The following is a 17,460-nucleotide window of genomic DNA, read 5'->3' on the forward strand; positions in this document are numbered from 1 at the left end:
TGGCAGCACCGCGCGACAGCAAGGGCACTCCCACCATGACTTTGAACCGTTCCATTCGGCTTTTTGCGGCAGGGGCCGCTTTTCTTGTCTTTGCGGGGCAACCCGTTCTGGCGCAGGCACCCCGGCGGCGCAACGCCGCCACCGCCACAGGTATCTGTTACCGTGGTCGAGCCGCATGATGTACCTGTCACCTACGAATATGCGGCGCGTATCAGTGCCTATCGCGACGTTCAGGTGCGTGCGCGTGTCGGCGGGATATTGCTTCACCGCAATTTCATCGAAGGCACGGAAGTCAAGGCTGGCGACGTGCTGTTCGAAATAGACCCGGCACCTTACCAGGCGGAGCTTGAAAAGGCTCAGGCACAGGTGGCACAGGCCGAGGCGCAGTATCAGCAATCCATCCGCGACGCGGAGCGCGCAGAACAGCTGGTCCAGCAGAAGGTGCAGAGCACTGCCGTTCGTGATTCGGCTTTCGCGACGCGCGACCTGAACAAGGCGTCTGTCGCCGCAGCCAAGGCGCAGCTGCGCACGGCTGAACTCAATCTGAGCTATACCAAGGTGACGGCGCCCATCAGCGGCATCACCAGCCTCGAACAGGTCAATGAGGGCAGCCTTATCGGTACGGATGCGTCTTCCAGCCTTCTGACCTCGATTACCCAGCTCGACCCGGTCTATGTGAACTTCTCCTTCACGGACACGGAAGCCGCTGAAATCGACCGTTTGCGCGCCGAGCGCGGTGCGACGGGCGAAGATGCCGACCGTCTCAAGATCAAGGTTCTGTTCGGGGACGGGCAGGCTTATGACCACGAAGGAACGATCGATTTCACCTCTTCGTCGCTCGATACGGAAACGGGTACGCTCGGTGCCCGCGCGGTCGTCGAGAATCCCAAGCGTCGCCTGATCCCGGGTCAGTTCGTTCGCGCTGTCATTCTTGGCATCCAGGTCAAGGATGCGATCACCATCCCGAAGGCCGCATTGCTTCAGGGGCCGCAAACGCAGTTCGTTTACGTGGTCAACAAGGACAATATCGTCGAAGTCCGGCCGATTACCGTTGCTCGCGAACTGAGCGACGCCTGGCTGGTTTCCGAAGGTCTCAACGCAGGTGACCGCGTCATTAGCGAAGGGCTTATCAAGGCAGCCCCGGGCAAGCCCGTTAATCCGGTCGACGCAGCTACCGAAGCAGGCAACAGCACATCGCCGGACAAGGCGGGTGCCGAAGCTGGCAAAGAACAGGCGGCAGGCAAGCAATGAACAGATTTTTCGTCGACCGCCCCGTTTTCGCGGCGGTCATCTCCATTGTGCTCGTGCTGGCAGGCCTGATCTGTATCCGGATTCTGCCGATTGCACAGTATCCCGAACTGACGCCGCCGCAGGTCGTCGTCAGCGCGACCTATCCCGGCGCCAGCGCCGAAACGGTCGCGCAGACCGTTGCCGCGCCGTTGGAACAGCAGATCAACGGCGTCGAGAACATGCTCTATATGCAGTCCTCGAGCCTTGGCAGCGGCACGATGCAGCTGACCGTGACCTTTGCTCTGGGCACCGACCCGGATCAGGCCACGATCAACGTCAACAACCGCGTGCAGCGTGCGACTTCCTCGCTTCCGCAGGAAGTGCAGCGTCTTGGCGTCACGGTGGACAAGCGTTCCACCACAATTCTGGGCATGGTCGCCATGTTCTCCGACAGCGATCGCTACGATCGCACCTATGTCGGCAACTATGCGCTTCTCAATGTGGTTGACGATCTCAAGCGTCTTCAGGGCGTTGGCGACGTGCAGCTTCTCGGCAACATCGATTATTCGATGCGTATCTGGCTGCGTCCCGACAAGCTGGCGCAGTATAACCTGACGCCGAGCGATGTCTCGACCGCTATTCAGGAACAGAACGCGCAGTTTGCAGCAGGCCGCTTCGGCGATCAGCCTGACCCGCAAGCCGGGCCGTTCACCTATACCGCGACCACGCAGGGACGCCTTCCGGACGCCGCGGCATTCGAGAACATTATCCTTCGTTCGAGCCCCAATGCGGCTACGCTCCGTCTCAAGGACGTTGCGCGTGTCGAACTCGGCACGGAAAGCTATCTCGTCGACAGTAATCTGAACGGCACCTCGGCCGTCCCGATTGCAATCTATCTGCAGCCGGGCGCGAACGCGCTCAACACGATGGAACTCATTCAGAACCGTATGGATGAGCTGAAGGCAAGCTTCCCGGCGGGTATCGATTATTCGATCCCGTTCGATACGACGAAGTTCATCAAGGTTTCCATCGAGGAAGTGATTCACACCTTCATCGAGGCGATCATTCTCGTCGTGCTGGTGGTGTTCATCTTCCTGCAGAACTGGCGGGCGACACTTATCCCGATCATCGCGGTGCCGATCTCGATTATCGGTACTTTCGCGGGCATGTATGTGCTGGGCTTCTCCATCAATCTCCTGACGCTCTTCGGTCTCGTGCTGGCAATCGGCATCGTGGTCGACGACGCCATCGTGGTGCTGGAAAACGTCGAACGTATCATGACGACGGAAAAACTGTCGCCGCGCAAGGCCGCCATCAAGGCCATGGGCGAAGTGACGGGGCCGGTGATTGCGATTGTCCTTGTGCTGTGTGCGGTGTTCATTCCGGTCGCCTTCATGGGCGGTCTGGTTGGCGAAATGTACAAGCAGTTCGCCGTGACCATCGCGATTTCGGTGACGCTGTCGGGTCTCGTGGCCTTGACACTGACACCGGCGCTTTGCGCGCTTATCCTGAAGCCGGGTCATCATGAGCCGATGCTGCCGTTCCGCATCTTCAACCGCTTCTTCGAGCGGGTGACGGACGGCTATTCGCGCGGCGTTCGCTTCTTCCTGAAGCGCGCTGCAATCGGGCTGGTCATTTTTGCGGGCCTTCTTGGCGCCACCTACTATCTTTTCGAAAGGGTGCCGGGATCGCTGTTGCCAGATGAGGATCAGGGCTTCCTGTTCAGCGTTGCAGTGCTTCCCCCGGCGGCCTCTCTGGAACGTACAACGGCGGTTCTCGATCAGGCGAGTGCGAATATCCGGAAAAACCCTGCTGTGGAGAGCGTCTTCGCGGTATCCGGCTTCGACCTTCTGTCGGGCGGTCTGAAAACCAGTGCCGGCACGATGTTCATTATGCTCAAGGACTGGAAGGAACGCACGACGCCTGAAACCGATGCGCGCAATCTTCCCGGTGCCATCATGGGGATGAATGCGGGGATCAAGGACGGTCTTGTTCTTGCGTTCAACCCGCCTCCGATCATGGGTCTCAGCACGACGGGCGGCTTTGAACTCTATGTTCAGGATCGCACGGGCGGCGGTGTGGATTCGCTGACGCGGGCGACCAAGCTCATCACCGAGGCTGCAGTCAAGCGGCCGGAGTTGCAGGGTGTGCGCACGACGTTCGATCCGAACGTTCCGCAGTATGACATCCAGCTTGATCGCGAAAAGGCGAAGGCCATGGGTGTGCCGATCAACTCGGTATTCACTGCAATGCAGGCAACCTTCGGCAGCCTCTACGTCAACGACTTTACGCTGTTTGGCCGTAACTATCAGGTCAACTTGCAGTCGGAAGCCGAGTTCCGTCGTGATCCGAGCGATCTCAAGCATGTCTTCGTCCGTGCCAATTCCGGCAGCATGATCCCGCTCGATGCTCTCGTGACCGTCAAGCGTATTGTCGGCCCTGATCAGCTCGAACGCTTCAATGCCTTCAACGCGGCGAAGATCACCGGTAATCCGGCGCCGGGCTTCACCTCCGGCGACGCGATCAAGGCGATGCAGGAAGTGGCTGCGGAGGTTCTCCCGCAGGGCTATCAGATTGCATGGACCGGCTCGGCCTATCAGGAAGTGACCACCAGCGGCACGGGCACGCAGGCCATGATCTTCGGCCTTGTCATGGTGTTCCTGATCCTTGCTGCGCAGTACGAACGCTGGAGCCTGCCGCTTGCCGTCATAACAGCGGTGCCTTTCGCAATCTTCGGCGCGTTGCTGGCAACCGATCTGCGCGGGCTGACCAATGACGTCTACTTCCAGATTGGTCTGGTGACGCTCATAGGTCTGGCGGCGAAGAACGCGATTCTGATCGTGGAGTTCGCTGTGCTCGAACGAGAGACCGGCAAGTCCGCCATCGAGGCGGCGGCGTCGGCGGCTCGTCTGCGCTTCCGTCCGATCGTGATGACCTCGCTCGCCTTTATTCTGGGCGTGGTGCCGCTCGCGATCAGCACGGGTGCCGGTTCGGCAAGCCGTCACTCCATCGGTACGGGCGTTATCGGCGGCATGCTGGCGGCAACGTTCATCGCCACCTTCTTCATTCCGATGTTCTATAGTCTGATTGCTCGGAAGCCTCCGAAGAGGCCGGAAGATGAAGACGTGAACGAAACGATCAGCCCCAACCCGCAGGCTGATAATCAGGTCTAGAGCATTTCCAGCAAAAGTGTGAAACGGTTTTGCGTTGGATAATGCGATAAAACAAATAGTTAGAGCGGTTCTGGCGGTTCTGTTAAAACGGGAACCGCTCTAGCCCGCTTCAAGCTGCAAACAAAAGCCCCGCCGAAAGGCGGGGCTTTTTGCATCCTGTACCCGCACTGCTGCCAGGGCGGAAAATGGTTGGTGACCGGTCTTCGGACGAAGACTGCCCGGCTCTAGAGCATTTCCAGCAAAAGTGTGAAGCGGTTTTGCGTTGGATAATGCGATAAAACAAATAGTTAGAGCGGTTCCGGCGATTCTGTTAGAACAGGAACCGCTCTAGAAAAGCGATGCGATACTTTGAACGATTGCCCAGCCTAGGAACGTCGCCGGCACGCTGAGTGCTGCGAGCATGATGCCCAGAAACACGTAGGCGGCTTCATTCGGCGAGCGTTTTGTTTGTTCCGGAGTCTTGTGCCATTGAGCAGGTACGCCATCGAACATTGTATATATCCTCCTTCTCCCTCGCTTTGATTATTGATCGGAGTCGGATTTGTTCAAGTCAAAATAAATGGATGTATTTATCGTCTCGATTGTGCTAAAAGCGGCGCAACTTATCCTGATTTGTCTATTGTTATGTCGCTATAAAGACGCGTTTTCCGTGCTATTTATTTGATGGAAAACAATTTTACTTTTATACTGTAAGTATCGATATATCGGAAATTTCAAAAATATCTGAAAATTGGGTTGGCAGAAGTATTCTCCTGCGTCAAAATGGCACGCAATGGGTGGGCGAATTCAACGACCCGTCCGTCCGATATCCGGATCAGTAAAAGCTGTTCGGGAAATAGCGCAGGTAAAGCTCCGTCAGCGTGCCCTTCTGCTGCAAGGCTTGCAGTGCATTATCGAAGGCGCTGACAAGGGAAGCGTTTTTCTGGACAACGGCAATGCTGAGCCCGGTGCCAAGATACTGGGGTGCCAGATAGGGACCGGCTGCGAAGGCGCAGCATGCATGGCCCTCGGGACTGTTAAGCCATACGGAAAGCGACATGCCATCGTGAAAGACGGTGCCGATCTTGCCGCTCCTGAGATCGGAGAGCATGCTCGGTTCATCAGGGTAAGGTTTTGCGACTGCGTCGGGAAAATAGCTTTTCAACAATTGTTCATGGGCGGTACCTGCAATGACGCCGACGTCCTTGCCCTTCGTGGCCGTCACCGGATCATCGTTAAAGGCGCCGGCATTGGTCGTCGCAAAACGCGCAGGTAGCCGCATATAGGACCGTGAATAGGCAAATTGTTCCCGGTTTGCTTCGGTAGGCTTCCATCCCGCCAGTATGGCTTCAGCCTGTCCGCTGAGCAGGCGCTCTTCCAGCTCATTCCATGGGACAGCTTCGATCTGACATAGGTCGTCGACGCCCAATTGACGGCAAAGGGCCTTGGCAAGGTCGATATTATAGCCGGAAAGCTGCCCCCGATCGCCGAGCATATTGAACGGTGGAAAGTCCACGGTTGTAATGAACCTCAACCGTGTGAGCGCTTGCAGGGACGGCAAGGGCAGGCGCTCCCTCTGGTTGATAAAGGACGGAGCCTGGGGCTCTGCGTCGGAAGCCTGAGCGCTATGAATACCACATGCGGATGCCAGCGCGATCAGCAGTCTTGGAAGGTGGCGTTTCATGACCCGTCTCTGCTCTCTTTTCTATAATTTCGCGTTAACCGCACGATCGATTGCCTCTCCAATATTCACTAAAAGTGCCAGGAAAATAAAGGTTGCAATTCTTTTTGAGTATATTACGTTCCGATTGTAATTTTTCTGAAATAATTAACTAATAAAGCGTTCGGTAAAATTACTATATTAGTATATATCTAAAATACAAATCACAAATATTCAGTAGTGCGGGGGTGCTATGAGTAGTGTATCGACTGCGTTCGATCTGGAGATATGCAGCGCCATATCAGCCAGACTGGAACAATGCGGCGTAGCGAGAGAGGCGTTGCTTGGGGCATATAGTGCTGCTGCTCGCCACGGAACGTCGTTTTGCGTGGAGCTGGTTCAGCGGGGTGAAGTTGCGGAGTCGGTCCTTTATGCAGCTATCGCTGATCTTTTGACATTGGAGTTCACAAACGAAGCCTTGCCGTCCCGTATTTTCGTATCGGGCGAAGAAAAGCCGTCGGCCTTCATCGATGTGGGGCAGGTTATGGTGCTCGGCGCAGATGGAAGCAGCTATCTCTATATAGCGCCTTCGGAAAATCGCATCCGAACGCTTCGGGACTATGTGCTTGCGACACCGAAGTTGAAGAACCGGATACGGATTTGCACGCCGACGCTCCTGAAACAGGTCATGCGGCAGCGGCATCAAAAGGATCTGATCGCCAGAGCCTATGAAATGACACCGCAATCGCTGTCCGCCTCGCGCGTTCTCGATACGCCGCAGGCATTTATCATCGCCATGGCGGTTTACGCGCTTTTCGCCTGCATGTTCAATTGGCCCGCGACCACTCTCCTTGTTCTCCATGTAGCGCTGTCATTATTCTTCTTCGGCTGCGTGATGATCCGTCTGTTCGCAGCGGTTGCCGGACGGCGGCTGAAGTTTCTGGAGATCAGGAAAAGCAGGCCGCGCGATCTGCCGATCTATTCCGTGCTGGTCCCGCTATATCGGGAACAGGAGGTTATAGGCCAGCTTGTAACGAGCTTGAAACGCCTGAACTGGCCGGCCAGCAAGCTCGATATCAAGCTTGTCTGCGAGAAGGACGATTTCGATACGATCGCCGCGATACGTCGTGTGGGGCTGCCATCGAATTTTGAACTGGTTCTCGTGCCGTCCGGCGGGCCCAAGACGAAACCGAAGGCGTTGAATTATGCATTGCAGTTTGCCCGAGGGGAGATCGTCGCGGTCTTCGATGCCGAGGACCGGCCTCACCCTGACCAGTTGCTTGAAGCATGGCAGACCTTTCAGGTCGAAGGCGACAAGCTGGCCTGCGTGCAGGCGCCGCTCATCATCGGGAATTTTCGCCACAATCTGCTGACGCGAATGTTCGCCTTTGAATATGCAGCACTTTTCCGCGGGCTGCTGCCTTGGCTGGCTTCCCGGGGGCACGTTATTCCCCTCGGAGGAACCTCCAATCATTTTCGGCGGTCCTGTCTGGAGGAGGTTGGCGGCTGGGACGCCTACAACGTCACGGAAGATGCCGATCTCGGCGTGAGGCTTGCTCGTTTCGGGTACCGTATCGGTGTCATCACCCGTGGCACGATTGAAGATGCGCCCGTAAACTATGACGTCTGGCGCAAGCAGCGGACACGCTGGCTCAAGGGCTGGATGCAGACATGGCTCGTCCATGGACGCCAGCCGCACAATACCTGGCGCGAGCTTGGCTGGTTCAGGTATTCCGTCAATCAGGTCTATACCCTGGGAATAATAGGTTCGGCGCTTCTGCATCCTCTGATGCTCGCCATGTTCGCCTTCCTGCTCATCGGAATGCTGTTCGGGCCGCTGACGACACACAGTATCTGGCTGTTGGGGATCGATGTGACGAACATTCTGCTGGCCTATCTGAGTTTCTACCTTCTGGGGGCAAGAACGATGGAACCAACGGAACTGGGAGGGTATGCGTACCTGTTCTCGATCCCGGTATATTGGGTGCTGATCTCAATTGCGGCCTGGCGCGCGCTATGGCAGCTGGTGCATGTGCCGCATCTTTGGGAAAAGACACCGCACCAGCCAAGCCTGTTTTACATCTCCACCGATGACGAGGTGAGGAATGTGGAGCCGCGTCCGATGATTGATTGATCCTCGGCCCCGATGGCCTGAAGGTCTCTTCCCTCATAGGGCAGTGTCAAAAGGATGCGCCGGATTGCTGCCAGTCTGGCGCGTCTCTTGTCATTCGAACGGATGATGGTCCAGGGCGCGTAGCCCGTATCCGTCCTTTCGAGCATGGTGTGCAATGCGTCGGAATAATCATTCCAGCGAGAAATGCCGGCCACGTCCATCGGCGAGAACTTCCAGTTCTTGAGAGGGCTGTGGCGCCGCTCGTGAAAGCGCTTGAGCTGCATTTCCTGGCCGATATCCAGCCAGAATTTGAAAAGATGGATGCCATCCGTCACGATCATGCGCTCGAAATCGGGCGTTTCGGTCAGGAAGGTTTCGAGCTGCGCCGGGGTGCAGAACCCCATGACGCGTTCCACGCCCGCCCGATTGTACCATGAACGATCAAACGTGACGAACTCGCCAGCCGTTGGGAAATGCGCGACGTAACGCTGGAAATACCATTGGCCCTGTTCCGTTTCGGTTGGCTTGGGCAAGGCGACGTTACGCGCGGTTCTGGGGTTCATGAACTCGCGGATTGTAAAGATGGTTCCGCCCTTGCCGGCAGCGTCCCGGCCTTCAAAGACGCTGATGACACGCCCCCCAGTATCCTGAAGCCAATATTGAAGTTTGACGAGTTCGATCTGAAGCCGCTCCAGCGTTTCCTCATATTCTTCCGACTTCATCTTCGACGGATAGGGATATCCGCCTGAGCGCAACGCATTGTCGTCGATCCATTTCGGCAGCTTCGGATCGTTTATGTCGAACGTCCGCGTCTCGCCTCCAATTTTGAGCTTGATTGGCTTGTCGCCTGATTTTGCCTCGTCTTTTTTGTCTTTCTTTTTGTTAGCTGTCTTCGAACTGTCACCCACGGCAATTCCCTTTCGTTTATATCAAGGCATGATATGGGCTGTTTGGAAGCTACGTAAAGGACGTCCGGACATTTCCGGATAAAACATGATTCCGAAAAGCGGGAACCGGTTTTCGGGTGAAAACATGCTTGAACTAAAGTTTAGAGCGGGATCATCGCGCTCTAAGATCGATGCCACAACCGCAGAGGAAGCAGCATGAGCGAGGCAGGCAATCACACCGGTCCAGAACCTGAAGCGGAGAAGTCGATTTTCGAACCGCTTCTTCGGGTCAAGGGTGTCGTGATCGCCAGCATGGTTCTCGCCGTCTGCGTGCTGGCTCTCGATCTTCCCTTCTGGTTTCGCGCTGGTCTGCTGGCCCTGGTCGTGCTCGGCGCCGTCTGGCTCGCAAGCGAAGTTGCAAGCAGTGAGCCGGATGAAGTGCCGATAAAGAATATAGCGCCCAACGAAATGGCGGGAGTGTCCGGCGAGCGCCTGGCAGACCTTCTGACCGATCCAATGGTTGTCTTCGATCATGGCGGCACGGTGTTGTTCACCAATTCAGCGGCTATCGAAGCATTTCAGTCTCTGAAGACGGGCACAGCGCTCTATCTGCGGTTTCGGGCACCGGAAATGCACGCACTGATTCAAGGGGTAATCGCCGATGGCGAAGCACGCAGCATAGAATATTTCGAGCGCGTCCCGATCGATCGCTGGTTCAAGGCCATGGTCAAGGCGTTGCCGGGCAAGGACGGCAGACCCGAACTTTTTGTCCTGCTGTTTCGCGACCAAAGCGAAACACGGCGCATCGACCGCATGCGCTCGGATTTCATCGCGAATGCGAGCCACGAGTTGCGCACGCCGCTCGCTTCGCTGCGCGGATTTATCGAAACGCTGCAGGGGCCAGCGCGAAATGACGCGGCTGCCCGTGATCGCTTTCTGGATATAATGCAGAAACAGGCCGAACGCATGTCGCGCCTGATCGATGATCTATTGTCTTTGTCGCGGCTGGAAATGCGGGCCCATCTGACCGTCAATGAATGCGTCGACATGACTTCCATTCTCAATCACGTTGCCGACACGCTGGCGCCGCTGGCCGCAGGCCTCGATATCAATATCGAGCGGGTATTGCCGGATCATCCTGTCATGGTCACCGGGGCGCGTGACGAGCTTATCCAGGTTTTTCAGAATCTCGTGGAGAATGCCTGCAAATATGGACAGGCTGGCAAGCGCGTCATCGTCAAACTGGATGAAGACGATAGCGGCAGTTCTCCGGAGGTCGTGGCGTCCATTCAAGATTTTGGTCCGGGTATCGCGGCCGAGCATCTGCCGCGCCTGACGGAACGGTTCTATCGGATCGACGTGGAAACGAGCCGGGCTCAGAAGGGCACAGGTCTTGGCCTTGCCATCGTCAAACATATTCTCGCCCGTCACCGCGGACGTCTGGTCGTTCGCTCACAACTGGGCGAAGGCTCGACATTTACCGTACGGCTGCCGAAACGTGCGGCATAGATCGTCCTAGCCGAACTTGCGCAAGAGCCTCCATTTCAACGGGCGCAGCTTGGCGTAGAGGGAGGTCTCTCTCAGTCTTTCCATGCAACGGGCGAGGCTAAGCGAAATGCGCCCACGTAAAGTGACCGGACGAATATAATCACGCAGAGGTGTCGTTCGGTCGCATATGCCGGACTTCCATGGCTCGTCGCCAAAGCCCAGATCGAACATGGTGTAACCGTCAGCCTTGAGCGCAGATAACAGGCGCAATATCAGCAGTTTTCCGGGTGAAAACTTGCTCCAGACGCCGTTCTCGAACGTTATGATCATTGCGCAATAATGGCCATTGCGGACGACGCTCCACAGTGTAGCCAATATGGTTTCACCCACGACCAGCGCGGACAGGTGCAGGGCGCCATGTCGGGCGAGTTGCTCTGTCGCTTCTTCAAAAAAGCGTCGTTTTTCAGGATGTGCATCGAAACCGGGAACCATGGTCTCTTCAAAACGCCGCTGTTTCTGGCGGAACATGGCATCCAGAACAGCCCGGCGCTCAGCTTCGGTCTGCGCTATAAGAAACCGGGCCCCTTCCAGCTTCTGAAAGGCTCGGTCACGTTTTTTGATATTGCCGATACCCTGTATGGATTGTTCTATCTCCGCGATCGGACGCACCAGTGACATCGTGTGCGTGGATGCACCGGAAACGCGGTCCGTTACCGACCATAAAGGATTGATAAGACCCTCGACACGTTCCGGCATTTTGCAAAGCGCAACGACATCGTGAGAGGGAACCGATGCAAGCACAGCTGCGAGGACCCGCATTGCGGCATCATGCGAAAGCTGTGTTGCGGCCGGAAAGACGATAGGGGCATTGTAATCGCTTACGCCCTCATCGATAAATGAAAGGACCCGGGAACCGCAGATGCGTGTGATAGAGAGCGGCAGAAAAAGAAGCGGTGTACCGTCAGTCTGGCGAACTTCGGTCAAGCAGAGCTGTACGCCGGGTTCTTGCCCATAGCTCGCTTCCCATGCCCGGATAAAGGATTTGGACTGAAAGACAAAAAATGCGCAGCCGGTTTTGTCATCGGCGTCCGGCCAATCTATGGATAGCTGTTCCGTGTTGCTGAAAACCCGGATGTCAAAATCTATGGTCAACATAAAAGGCTTTCAGTATTCCGAGCGCACCGAATCTCATTTTATAGTTGAAGTGTTTATTGGATTTGAAACCAAAAAAAACTATGAAGTTCTGGCTAGTTTGGTCCCGATCCCAAATTGCTTCGCGCGTGCTTTTTCACAAATAGGGCAACGATGTCTGTTTCGATTATCATCAAAACCTTGAACGAGGAAAAGCGCATCGCCGAGGCTGTTGAAAGCGCCCTGAAAGCCTTGCCCGGCGGAAAAGTCGAAGTGATCGTAGCCGACAGCGGCTCCACCGACCGCACGATCGAGATCGCACGGGCCTATCCGATCAGGATTGTGCAGATCGAACCCCCGGCGCAGGCCAGTTGCGGCCTCGGCCCGCAGCTGGGTTTTCAGTATTCGACCCAGCCTTTTATCTGCCTGATCGATGGCGACATGATAATTGAGCCGGATTTTCTGCCGGCTGCCCTTGCTTATCTCGACAGTCACCCCGATGCTGGTGGCGTGACCGGCCATGTCGTGGATCAGGTTCTGGAAAGTCTGGAATTCCAGCGCCGTTCAAAACGACATTCGCCCGAAGCACGGGCAGGCGATATCGACCGGATGAACGGCGGCGGACTTTACAGGCGCAGCGCCATCGAGCAGGCCGGATATTTCTCGGATCGCAATCTGCATGGTCACGAAGAGTTCGATGCCGGTGTTCGCCTGCGAAGCCATGGGTGGAAACTCCATCGTCTAGACCGCCCGTTCGTGCAGCATTTCGGCTATACGATGAATGCCTACAAACTCCTGGTCCGTCGCTGGAAGAGCAAATACCTGCGTGGCACCGGCGAAGTTTTGCGTGCTGCGATGGGGCAGCCGCATCAAAAAAATCTGTTTCGCGAACTGCCGGAATTGCGCCTCTGGGGCGCGGTCTATCTCTGGTGGCTGGCGATTGTGGCCGCTCTGTTTTTCGTGCCGGGATGGCTTCCCGCAATTGTTGTGGCGGCCCTCATTGCCGCGGCGCCGTTCGTGGCAATGTGTGTCCGAACGCGTAGTATCGAGCTTGGTGTCTACGCGGTGGTTGCATGGATATTCCATGCAGCAGCACTGCCCCTTGGCTTTTTTCAGCCACGCCGTAAACCGACCGACTGGATTGAGAGCAAGGTTATACGGGAGCCCTGATGGACATTCGGCGACTGGCCTTATCCGCCTTGTTTATCGGCCTCGCAGTGTCCGGCGCCGGTGCTGAAGAATGGCTTCCGGTCAAAGAAAACAATCTCGAAATCTCCGCCGGGAGCCCTCTCGATTTTTCGGGATTTCTGACCAATACGCCGATCAAAGAAAAAAATCGACTGATCGCAAATTCCTATGGGCATTTCGCTCAGGCTGACAAGCCGGCCGAGGCGCTCCGGCTGCAATGTGCGTCAATTGCCTGGGGGCCGCCGTCGTCGGGGGCGGTGGATCATGCCTTCATCGATCGATATGTGCGGCAGCTTCGTCTGCACGGTTACAATATAGCCCGGTTTTACTTCGTCGATGCCGATCTGATGCTCGGACAGGCGCGGGATTTCGACTTCCGCCCTGAAGCCCTTGACCGGATGCGCTATTTGATGGCTGCGCTCAAGCGCGAAGGCATCTACTGGATTATCGACGGACTGACGTCCGAAAGCGGCGCCCTGGGCGGCAAGGACATCGATCGCTGGGGCGTGGACGGCAATCTGAAGCGCCGGATCTATGTGGACGATGCGGCATTTGATCATTGGCTGCGTTTTCAGAAAGAAGTCTTCGCGACGGTCAATCCTTATACAGGACTTGCACCTTTGCACGACCCCGCGCTCGCGCTGATCGTTCCTTTCAACGAAAATGGTATCGAGTTTACGAGCTTTGTGCATGAGCACGCTGACGGGACAACATTCTGGACAGGCTATCGTCCTGCATTCAATGCTTTTCTGAAAAAACGATATGCGGATACCCGTGCCTTGTCGCGAGCCTGGGGCGGTTTGGCCTCCGGCGAAAATCTTGAACAGCAAACTGTCCAGTTGCCGGAAAGCCGGAGCGGCGGCGGCGGACGATTGCGGGATTTTCAGGCTTTTCTGGTCGAGAGAGAACGGTTGTTGACCCAACGTCTGGAGCAGGCATTCCGCGATCTTGGTTATCGCGGCCTCGTCGCTCCCTATAACAACTGGTTCACGGTCCAGACGGCTCTTTCGCGGCAGAACCAGCAGGCGGTCGTCGCCAATACCTACCACGACTGGATCGGAACCCTGAACCCGGGTACCGAAATCAAGGATACGAGTTCGATTGCCGACGCCGCTTCCTACGTCGGTGAAATCGCTGCCGGACGCTGGCTCGGACGGCCTTTTCTCGCAACAGAATACGAGCACCTGTTCTGGAACCGTTATCGCTATGAAGCCGGAATAGTGATGCCAGCCTATGCCGCTTTGCAGGGCTGGGATGGTATCTGCCGCCATGGTCAGGGGCCGCTGACACTTGCATTCGACGAGGCGGCTCCATTCCGTCAGCGCATCATCCCCTATACCTTCGCTGTAGATCCCGTCGCTCGTGCCGGTGAGACACTGGCATCGCTGCTGTTTCGCAGGGGCGACGTCGAAACGGCAGCTTTCAATGTGCCGTTCATGATGCAGGGAGAGACGAGTCTTGGTGAATCGCTTGAGTTTCGAGAACCGGCGCGACTGAAGCCGTTGGCGCTTGTCGGAGGGATCGGTTTGGCGACGAAAGAGCAGGCCTGGCCGCAGGGACTACAAAACTCGGTTGCGGTGGACTATCGGAACGTATCGCTCGACAACGTGTTGCAGCGTTTGAAGGGCGCAGAACTTCTGCCGCGGGAGAATGCCACTGATCCGTCGCAAGGCTTGTTTGAAAGCGCTACAGGCCAGATCATGCTCGACCGCAACAGGCAGCGGATGCAGGTTGTTACACCTGAGACCGAGGCCATTGCCTTTGCCGAGTTGAGAGATCCTGTGACATTAAGTGAGTTGTCCATCGGTAATGCGGAGGCGAGGGGGGTGTTTGCCGTTTCGGCAATTGATGGAAAGGTGCTGAAGGACAGCGAAAAGCTGCTTGTCATTTTCGCCAGCGATGCACGGAATTCCGATATGCGTTTCCGTGACAAGGCAGAGAAGGTAATTGAAGACTGGGGACGTCTGCCGGTCACTTTGCTGCGCAATCGCGTGGATGTGAACCTGGCGGGAAATACGATGTCATGGACGCTCTCGCCGGTTGGCCTTGATGGCAAGGTCCACGAACGAATAGCCGCCGGGTCTGGCCCGATCGCTTTCCGTTTGGATAATGGTGCGGGCAAAGCCGGACCGACGACTTTCTTCCTTCTGGAAAGGAAGCTTGCTGTTCAATAGAAATCCGTCGACAACCTGCTCCAGCTTTCGCCGGCAAGTCCGCCAATAAAGATATCATTGCGCTGGATCGCGCCTAGTATGTCCTCGTTTGCGGTGACCACACAGACATTGGCTTTGAGACGAAAGAACATGATGGATTGCTGCGAGAGCGCATTGAGATAGCGCGGATCGATGCGGCCTTGGGCCGCGATATGTCCTTCCTCCTGCAGATGGAGCAACATCGCTTCGACAGCATGTTTTTCCGCCCCGGCTTTTGCAACGACATTCAGAACTTCCGCCATGCCATTGGGACGGCTGTAGTAGCAGAAGAGGGCGCTCGGACCCCCGGATTGTTCGCTGATCTTGCAGAACCGCAAGATACCGGCCGCCTGGTTCCCCGCCGCCATGTCCAGCAGCCAGTTGATGTCGTTTTCCGTCCAGTCCGGATGTGCGCAATAGCCTTGCAGGAAACCGGAGATGAGCGAGACGGCCTCGTCCTTCGCTATTTCCGTCACATTCGCTTGCGACTTGGGGGCCTTCTTGATTGGCGGAAGGGGAAAAAGGGGATTGAGCATTTTGCCAAGCGAGCTTGTCCCGCGCCCTCCGAGGATTGGACGCCGTTCGGCGACGTAATTGGCCACGTAGCTGGCGGCCTGAAACACCCGTGTCCATCCCAGACCATGTGCGCTGAGAACAATTCCGCCGATTGCTTCGGAATGCCGGAGACTTACGGGAGCTGCACTGTCGGTGAAATTGAATAACTTTTCGCTCGGACGCAGGGTAAGGGTCAGCTCGGCGGCGCCGCGCGGGGAGACCTCCGGCTTCATCATGAAAGCGCAAACCAACCGCCCCATGACACTTTTCCCATTGACCTTGTAAGGGATGGGCAAGACCGAGAGTGCGCTGTCGATCTCACCGCGCTCGTCCTCGTGCACAACACTGCCAATCGCAGGGTCGTAATAGGGGTTCTCGAAGAAAAATCGCTGAAAATACTGATCGAAAGTTTCGTTACATGACTTCGAATGTGGACGAAAAACACGCTGAAACAGGGTTCGGATCGCCGGGATATCATCAATCTTCATTGCGCGAACGCGCCGCGATTTGACGTCGTTTGCCGAGGTCGAGATATCCGCCATCTAAGCCCCCACTGTTGAAACCGCTTTCTTCTCTTCTGCGTCACGACTCCGACGAACGAGGTAGATAACACATCCCCATGATGCCAGCACAATACTGATTTCAATTGCGTAAATGGCGGCGAAAGTTCCCGTGATCGGCGCGTACCACGTTGCCAGTGCCAGGAGCGGCGCGCCGAGAATATTGCCTGTGTTGAGGACGGCCGTGCGATAGCTGTGCTGGCTGGCGGCACCCAGAAGATCGACCGCTATCGACCACAGGGCAACAAACACGGTGATCCAGCAAAGCGTGCGGCAGAACGAAACGAGCGTGTCATACTCACTGCCAAACAGATAGGGCAGATAGGGCGCGATGATAAACACGGCCAGCGACGTCAATATGCCGATTGCAAACGCGGCCCCAAGCAGGCGCATCGTGATCGGCAGGGCATGATGGATGCCGTTTGCGCTGGCGCGCGCCAGATGAGGATAGACCAGACGGTTCATCGCCTCGACGGTCAAGGTGCTGCTGTCGATGATACGACGTGTGACGCCGTAACTGCCGACGACGCTTGGCGGCATCAATGTGCCGAGGAGCAGCAGGTCTGCATTCTGGCGCACAGCCTTGAAGATGAATTGCGAAGCAAACATCACGCCTAGCCGTATTTCGTCGCGCACGATCATATATTGCGGCCGTCCGAGCCTGCGCAGAAACAGTGCGTAGACCACGGCGACCAGTACATGGGCTCCAAACTGCCAATAGGCCCACCCGACGACAGTGGAGACACCGAATAGAAGGCAGGCGATTGCTGCCGCAATGGTTCGGGCAATGGCGAAGCCGACGACGGAGAGATTGGCGGATACGAAGTCGGTATGTGCGATATAAATCTGCTCGACCAGCAGGATGAGGCGCATAAGCACGATGTTGGTGACGAGCAGCAGGAAAAGCCCGAACAGGTTTCCTGTAAATTCGGGAGAGTTGTAAAGCCAGAGCGGCAATATGATCATTCCGGCGGCGACGAGGACAATGCCGGTAATCGCGATGAGAATGAGATTGTGGCCGAGCATCGCGGGGTAGATCGTCCGGTCCTGCGCGACGCGACGCACGAGGCATTCTGCTCCGCCCAGGCCACAGATGAACGTAGCGATATTGGTTATGGCCATTACGGTTACGAACAGGCCAAACTCGTGAGAACCAAGATACCGCGCCAACAGGGCAAATGTAAAAAGCTGTGCGATGTTTGCTGCAAAAAGGCTGCCGCTAGAAGCTGCGTAGGACAGTAATGTCGACCAATGGCGTTTCAAATTTTCATACCGAATTTTCGGGCCGGTCCGGACCGTAGTGA

11 protein-coding genes and 1 pseudogene are annotated in these 17,460 nt (G+C 56.3%); 6 read left to right on the forward strand and 6 right to left on the reverse strand.

The genetic code is table 11. The features are described from left to right. The first annotated feature begins 35 nt into the window (after positions 1–35). Both OINT_RS01545 and bepE read left to right on the forward strand, forming a co-directional pair. Positions 36–1,251, forward strand: a pseudogene (locus OINT_RS01545) (efflux RND transporter periplasmic adaptor subunit). Next, positions 1,248–4,403 carry a multidrug efflux RND transporter permease subunit BepE gene (bepE, locus tag OINT_RS01550; RefSeq protein ID WP_006466024.1) on the forward strand — a complete coding sequence of 1,052 codons (3,156 nt, stop codon included), beginning with the start codon at positions 1,248–1,250 and terminating at the stop codon, positions 4,401–4,403. Before OINT_RS01545 ends, bepE begins: the two are co-directional and overlap by 4 nt. A gap of 327 nt (positions 4,404–4,730) precedes the next feature. Here the strand turns inward: bepE and OINT_RS23740 are convergent, their stop codons facing one another. Together OINT_RS23740 and OINT_RS01555 are read right to left on the reverse strand one after the other, a co-directional pair. Further along, positions 4,731–4,895, reverse strand: a complete 165-nt coding sequence (locus tag OINT_RS23740) for a hypothetical protein (protein ID WP_006466025.1) — start codon at positions 4,893–4,895, stop codon at positions 4,731–4,733. Positions 4,896–5,217: 322 nt separating this feature from the next. Beyond that, positions 5,218–6,066, reverse strand: a complete 849-nt coding sequence (locus tag OINT_RS01555; RefSeq protein WP_006466026.1) for a transporter substrate-binding domain-containing protein — start codon at positions 6,064–6,066, stop codon at positions 5,218–5,220. Positions 6,067–6,295: 229 nt separating this feature from the next. On the opposite strand from OINT_RS01555, the gene OINT_RS01560 reads away from it, so the two are divergent. Beyond that, on the forward strand, positions 6,296–8,176 hold the full coding sequence (locus OINT_RS01560; protein ID WP_006466027.1) for a glycosyltransferase family 2 protein: 1,881 nt from the start codon (positions 6,296–6,298) through the stop codon (positions 8,174–8,176). On the opposite strand, the gene ppk2 is transcribed toward OINT_RS01560, so the two are convergent. Beyond that, on the reverse strand, positions 8,119–9,063 hold the full coding sequence (ppk2, locus tag OINT_RS01565; RefSeq protein ID WP_006466028.1) for a polyphosphate kinase 2: 945 nt from the start codon (positions 9,061–9,063) through the stop codon (positions 8,119–8,121). The genes OINT_RS01560 and ppk2 overlap by 58 nt on opposite strands. A gap of 195 nt (positions 9,064–9,258) precedes the next feature. On the opposite strand from ppk2, the gene OINT_RS01570 reads away from it, so the two are divergent. Beyond that, on the forward strand, positions 9,259–10,551 hold the full coding sequence (locus OINT_RS01570) for an ATP-binding protein (protein WP_006466029.1): 1,293 nt from the start codon (positions 9,259–9,261) through the stop codon (positions 10,549–10,551). 6 nt (positions 10,552–10,557) lie between these two features. Here OINT_RS01570 and OINT_RS01575 read toward each other — a convergent pair whose 3' ends face one another. After that, positions 10,558–11,514 carry a GNAT family N-acetyltransferase gene (locus OINT_RS01575; RefSeq protein WP_230349466.1) on the reverse strand — a complete coding sequence of 319 codons (957 nt, stop codon included), beginning with the start codon at positions 11,512–11,514 and terminating at the stop codon, positions 10,558–10,560. A 321-nt stretch (positions 11,515–11,835) separates the two neighbouring features. Between OINT_RS01575 and OINT_RS01580 the strand changes: the two genes are divergently transcribed. Next, on the forward strand, positions 11,836–12,831 hold the full coding sequence (locus tag OINT_RS01580) for a glycosyltransferase family 2 protein (RefSeq protein ID WP_006471071.1): 996 nt from the start codon (positions 11,836–11,838) through the stop codon (positions 12,829–12,831). Continuing rightward, the gene (locus OINT_RS01585) at positions 12,831–15,023 is read left to right on the forward strand and encodes a hypothetical protein (RefSeq protein WP_006466032.1); all 2,193 of its coding nucleotides are present in this window, start codon (positions 12,831–12,833) and stop codon (positions 15,021–15,023) included. Before OINT_RS01580 ends, OINT_RS01585 begins: the two co-directional genes overlap by 1 nt. Here the strand turns inward: OINT_RS01585 and OINT_RS01590 are convergent. Further along, positions 15,017–16,138, reverse strand: coding sequence for a hypothetical protein (locus OINT_RS01590; RefSeq protein WP_006466034.1), 1,122 nt, complete (start codon positions 16,136–16,138; stop codon positions 15,017–15,019). The two genes, OINT_RS01585 and OINT_RS01590, sit on opposite strands and share 7 nt — an antisense overlap. After that, positions 16,139–17,419 (reverse strand): lipopolysaccharide biosynthesis protein, encoded by a 1,281-nt coding sequence (locus tag OINT_RS01595; RefSeq protein WP_036564897.1) that lies wholly within the window; start codon positions 17,417–17,419, stop codon positions 16,139–16,141. Positions 17,420–17,460 lie beyond the last annotated feature (41 nt).

It is taken from the genome of Brucella intermedia LMG 3301 (assembly GCF_000182645.1).
Lineage (GTDB): Bacteria > Pseudomonadota > Alphaproteobacteria > Rhizobiales > Rhizobiaceae > Brucella > Brucella intermedia.

Bases quoted from the DNA above. Each gene is read 5' to 3' on its own strand.
- OINT_RS01585 (WP_006466032.1), top strand. From the start codon at position 12,831: ATGGACATTCGGCGACTGGCCTTATCCGCCTTGTTTATCGGCCTCGCA.
- OINT_RS01555 (WP_006466026.1), bottom strand. From the start codon at position 6,066: ATGAAACGCCACCTTCCAAGACTGCTGATCGCGCTGGCATCCGCATGT.
- bepE (WP_006466024.1), top strand. From the start codon at position 1,248: ATGAACAGATTTTTCGTCGACCGCCCCGTTTTCGCGGCGGTCATCTCC.
- OINT_RS01590 (WP_006466034.1), bottom strand. From the start codon at position 16,138: ATGGCGGATATCTCGACCTCGGCAAACGACGTCAAATCGCGGCGCGTT.
- OINT_RS23740 (WP_006466025.1), bottom strand. From the start codon at position 4,895: ATGTTCGATGGCGTACCTGCTCAATGGCACAAGACTCCGGAACAAACA.
- OINT_RS01570 (WP_006466029.1), top strand. From the start codon at position 9,259: ATGAGCGAGGCAGGCAATCACACCGGTCCAGAACCTGAAGCGGAGAAG.
- OINT_RS01560 (WP_006466027.1), top strand. From the start codon at position 6,296: ATGAGTAGTGTATCGACTGCGTTCGATCTGGAGATATGCAGCGCCATA.
- OINT_RS01580 (WP_006471071.1), top strand. From the start codon at position 11,836: ATGTCTGTTTCGATTATCATCAAAACCTTGAACGAGGAAAAGCGCATC.